Origin of the sequence: Promineifilum sp. (SeqCode), assembly GCF_041918635.1 — a bacterium.
In the GTDB taxonomy this organism is placed as follows: Bacteria; Chloroflexota; Anaerolineae; order Promineifilales; family Promineifilaceae; genus Promineifilum.
Genome location: NZ_JAYRVJ010000796.1, coordinates 1 through 2,382 on the forward strand (window position 1 = coordinate 1; position 2,382 = coordinate 2,382).

A 2,382-nucleotide genomic window follows, 5' to 3' on the forward strand; every position below is an offset into this window, starting at 1 on the left:
GCCGGATTGTAGTGAATCTCGTTGATGACCACCGGCGGCGGGGGCGGCAGCGGCGGGAAGTTCGCCGCGCCGGGCGTGCCGCCGGCCTCGCGGCTGGCGGCCCAACTGCTGAACAAGGTGTTGTCGAAGGTCGAGTCGAGCAGGGCCAGGGTGGGGCCGCCGCCATCGGGCGCGGCCGGCCAGGGGTCGGGGGTCGTCCCGTCCATCGTGCCGTCGCCATAGACGACGCTGTCGGCGGCGCGGCCGTCGGGGTGCTTCAGGGCCACCATCTCGCTGCTGTTGCTCAACTTCTGGTTGTCGAGGCTGCCCCAGACCCAGTCGAAGACGTTGCCAGCCGGCAGGGCGGCGTAGGCCGGGTCGGCGCTCTCGGCGGCAACGACGATGTAGTCGCCGGGAGCGATGGTCGCGCCGGCCGGGAAGGTGAAGCTGACGGCCTCGATGGTGTAACCGCTCAGATCGGCTGGGGCGGCGTCGGCGTTGTAGATCTCGATGAACTCGTTGGCCGCTTCTGTCTGCGGCGCGGCCGGGCGGTAGTGGAGTTCGTTGATGACCAGCGCTGGCAGCGGGGGTGGCGGCGGCTCGGCCTCGAAGACGGCCGTGTAGGTGGCCGGGCCGTTCAGCGTGACGGTAATCTCGGCCGTCGTCTGGCCCGTCTCCTGCCAGCGCACGAACAACTCGCCGGGGTCGGGCGTGGCCCGCAGCGTCATGGGTGTATGCAGGTAGTGGAGGCCGCTGTACTGGTCAGGCACGGCCACGCCGGCCACCTGCACGTTGCCGCCGGCCCCGGCCACGACCGTCAGCGTGGTCAGACCGGGCGCGCCGAGGTAGGCGTTGACGTGGCCGCGCACCGGGTCGGGCCGCTTCTGGGCGAAGGTGCGCAGCTTGTTCACCTCCGTCTGCCACGTCGCCACATTGCGCGGCATCTTCCAGCGCGCCGCCTGGGCGGGAATGTCGGGAGCGATGGCCCCGGCCATGCTGTCAATCAGCGCCGTGACGCGGGCCGGGGCGAAGGTTGTGTTCAGATGAGCGGCGAAGCGCTGGGCGAAGAGAGCGCGAAACTCGGCGTTGCGCGAGAGCTGCACCATCAGCAGCGAGCCGTAGGCCCGCTTGCCCGTGCGCGACATCGCCAACTTGAGCGTGTTGTGGTTGTAGCCGCGGGCCATGGTGTTGCTGAAGCCGGCGTCCATGTCGTAGAGCAGCCAGCGCCAGCGGCTGCCGGGCGCGTAGCCGCGCCAGTAGCGGATGTTGAAGTGCGGCCAGTCGGTATTGGCGGCGTAAATCTCGGCGATCTGGTAGTTGATGAACTCCTCCACGTCCATCTGCGTCTTCACATAGGCGTAGACGGCCGGGTCGGCCGGGTCGTGGGTCTTGACGTAGTTGTAGAATGCGTTCCAGCGGTCGGCGTTGCCGGCCAGCACGTCCGCCTGCTCCTCCAGCGCGTCGAAGTCGAACTCCTCATCGAGGCCGTAGTTGTTCTCGACGTAGTCCTCGTCTATCTTCTCGCGGAGGCCGTAGATGCCCCAGAACTGGCCGTTGATGTAGAGTACGGCCGGCCGGTAGGCGCTGCGGTCAATATCCATGCGCCCCAGCAGCAGCTGGCTGCTCAGCGCGTCGCGCAGCAGGGTGTTGCGCACGTCCTGACCGCCGGTGCGCAGGATAAGCCGCTTGTAGCTGGTCATCGGCTTGTCGCCGGCGAAGAAGGCGTAGTCGATGTCGTTGTCGCCGTAGACCTTGCGGGCCTTAATCTCGAACGACTTCATGTTGTAGCTGCGGGTGCAGTTGCCGTGGATCTCGATGCCCACGTCCTGACCGGCCAGCCGCGTCCCAGCCGTGTCGTATACCTCGATGCTGGCCGGGCGCAGCCAGGGCTGGTTCCAGTTGGCCTTCTTGGAGCAGTGCTTGACGCCGTTGGTGCCGACGACGTAGATGCCAATGGTGTTGTCGAACAGGTGGGCCGGGTCGGTGGCGATGGAGACGGCCGGCAGGTGGGCCGGGACGTTGATCAGGTAGGTGTGGCTGACCGTCGGGCTGCTGATGCGTTCCGGCGCGAAGGTGCGGGCGCGGACGACGGTGGGGGCGCTGACCGCGATGGGCGTGCTATAGGCGGCCGAGTTGGGGGTCGGCCGGGAGCCGTCAAGTGTGTAGCGGATGACGCCGCCGGGCTCGGTCGTGCTGAGCTGGAGCAGGCGCGTCCCGGCATAGCGGCCGCCCGGCTCGGAGAAGACCGGCGCAGCGGCATAGTTGTTGACATAACTGGCGAAGGCGGGCGTGTTGTTGGCCGCGCCGGGCGTGGGCGGGTCGAAGTAAGCCCAGCCGCCGCCGGACGCGCGACCGTAAGAGAGGTCGGGCTTCTGCGCGGCCAGGGTGACGCTGTCCACCAGA

1 protein-coding gene is annotated in these 2,382 nt (G+C 68.1%); it reads right to left on the minus strand.

Features of this window, described 5'->3' with window-relative positions; translation table 11 throughout:
- Positions 1-2,382: CotH kinase family protein (locus tag ACE3UY_RS22710; protein ID WP_374689747.1), on the minus strand; the 2,382-nt coding region annotated here is incomplete at both ends.